General features: G+C 62.7%; 2 protein-coding genes. Both read left to right on the top strand.

From position 1 onward, the window contains the following. Positions 1–170: 170 nt before the first annotated feature. Positions 171–1,049, top strand: a complete 879-nt coding sequence (locus tag KHO31_RS38870; protein WP_211626124.1) for a tyrosine-type recombinase/integrase — start codon at positions 171–173, stop codon at positions 1,047–1,049. Positions 1,050–1,057: 8 nt separating this feature from the next. After that, complete coding sequence (locus KHO31_RS38875) at positions 1,058–2,263, top strand: IS91 family transposase (protein ID WP_201074318.1); 1,206 nt, start codon at positions 1,058–1,060, stop codon at positions 2,261–2,263. Positions 2,264–2,620 lie beyond the last annotated feature (357 nt).

Here is a 2,620-nt window from a genome sequence, read left to right on the forward strand (position 1 = left end):
TGTACTAAACCGCTGACGCGGTAGTGGGAGGTAGGCACAGGTCCGTGGCTGACGTTTCATGAAGAGGGTTGTCTGGCGCTGAACCCCGGCGAGGTGGTGAGTGGTACCGCCGGGAGCAGTATGTGAACGCCCGGTTGGGCATTCCACCCACTGCTTCCAGGAGGCTCGCCATGACGCCACTGCGCCAACGCATGCTGCATGACATGCAGATCCGCAACCTTGCAGAGAATACCCAGAAATCCTATCTGATTCAGGTAGCCAGTTTCGCCCGCCACTTTCGCCGTTCGCCCGAACTGCTGGGTCCCGAGGAGATTCGGGCCTGGCTCATCTACCTCCGCGAAGAACGCAAGCTGGCACCCGCCAGTCTCGGCGCAACGATCGGCGCACTCCGGTTTCTCTACCGTGTGACGCTCAAGCGACCCTGGAGCGACGAGGACTTTCCGTTACCGAGGAAGCCGTTCCGACTGCCAGTCGTCCTCAGCCTGGGGGAGATCACCACCTTCTTCGAGTCGGTCGCCAGTCTCAAGCACCGCACCATCCTGATGACCGCGTACGCCGCCGGACTGCGTGTCTCCGAAGTCGTGCATCTGAAGGTCACCGATATCGACAGCAAGCGCATGGTGATCCGTGTGAACCAGGGGAAGAACCGTAAGGATCGCTATGTAATGCTCTCTCCCAGGCTGCTCGAGATCCTGAGACTGTACTGGCAGGACGCCCATCCGAAGGAATGGCTCTTTCCAGGCAGCATTCCGGGGCGGCCCATCACCCGCCATGCCGTGGGCGACGCATGCGAGCTTGCACGCAAGCGCAGCGGCATCACCAAACCCGTGACACCCCATTCTTTGCGACACGCGTTCGCCACGCATCTGCTGGAAGCCGGTACTGACGTGCGCCGGATCCAGCTGCTGATGGGCCACAGGTCCCTATCGACAACGTCCCGGTACCTGAAGGTCGCCACCAGCACCGTGTGCGCCACCACCAGTCCCTGCGACCTGCTGCCGCACCCTGCACCCATTCCATCCCCGCCACCTGCGCCCCAGTACTTCTGAGCGCAGTCATGCGACCGGCACTCGAAGTGGCGGACATTTTCCGCCAGTGTGGGCCCAGTTTCCGGCTATCCCATGCCGGGGGGCTCAGTCGTGTGCAGCGACGCGTGATGAGTGCCATCGAGCTGTGTCGTACCGCAGCGCTTGGTGCCCATCTCGAGCAGTGCGATGCATGCGGCTATCAGCGCATCAGTTACGACTCGTGTCGTAACCGGCACTGTCCGAAGTGCCAGTCACTCGCCCGCGCGCAATGGCTCGAACGCCGGCATGCGGAGCTCCTCCCCTCGACCGAGTATTTCCATGTCGTCTTCACGCTTCCCGAATCCATCGCCGCTCTCGCGTTCCAGAACAAGAAGACGCTCTACGATCTGCTGTTTCGCGCCAGCGCCGAAACGTTGCGCACGATCGCCGCCGATCCGAAGCACCTGGGCGCCGAGATCGGCTTCCTCACGATCCTGCATACGTGGGGACAGAATCTGCAGCATCACCCTCATGTGCATTGCGTTGTGCCGGGCGGCGGCATCTCCCCGGACGGCGAGCGCTGGATCGCCTGCCGTCCCGGCTTCTTCCTGTCCGTGCGGGTCCTGTCACGGCTCTTTCGCCGCCTGTTTCTCGAACAGCTGCGCCGCGCTTACGACGCCGGCGGGCTGCGCCTGCACGATCAGTTCGAGTCCCTGAGCGATCCCGTCGAATTCGCAGCCTGGCTTGCGCCCGCGGCACGGGCGGAGTGGGTGGTCTACGCCAAGCCACCCTTTGGCGGTGCCGAACACGTGCTCGATTACCTGGGCCGCTACACCCACCGCGTCGCCATCTCCAACAACCGGCTGCTCGCCTTCGACGGGCACACCGTGCAGTTCCGCTGGAAGGACTATCGGCACGAGTCCAGACAAAGAACCATGACGCTCACCGCCGACGAGTTCATCCGTCGCTTCCTGCTGCATGTGCTACCTGACGGCTTCAAGCGCATTCGCAGCTACGGGTGGCTCGCCAACTGCCACCGTGCCGACAAGCTCGCCACCTGCAGGCGGCTGCTCGGTGTCGAGGCTCCCGCCGCTGCCGCAGTCGAGCCCGGGGAAGACTACCGTGACCGCTACCAGCGACTCACCGGCAAGTCACTGCGCGACTGCCCCGTATGTGGCAAGGGACACATGCTCCGCATCGAAGACATGCCCGGCAGCCTTCCACGAGCCCCGCCAGGTCCCACCCATGCGCGCTAGTTGCCATCGCACCTGTTTCCGTACACGTTCGCCTTTCCTGACGAGGCCAACGCGGCTGCACTCGTGCCTTCGATCTGCTGGCGCACCAGCGTACTCCAAAATGGCGGGTGATTTGCCGGTTCACGCGCACATTCGCGCTTCCTTTACACGTGATGTTTCCCACTCTCGCCGGAAGTCCGTGTGTGATCGCCCCTGCAAGACTTCACAAATTACCGCGGCGGTCATTCAATGCCCATAGCGGCCACCGCCTGTGGAGCGGTTTAGCACAAACATTTTTTTGATTACCGGTCGCGGATCAGGTCCGACGACATGGCGATGCGCTGGTTGCCGCGACCGCCAACCAAAAAAATCTCTGCC

This window comes from Paraburkholderia domus (assembly GCF_905220705.1).
GTDB lineage: Bacteria > Pseudomonadota > Gammaproteobacteria > Burkholderiales > Burkholderiaceae > Paraburkholderia > Paraburkholderia domus.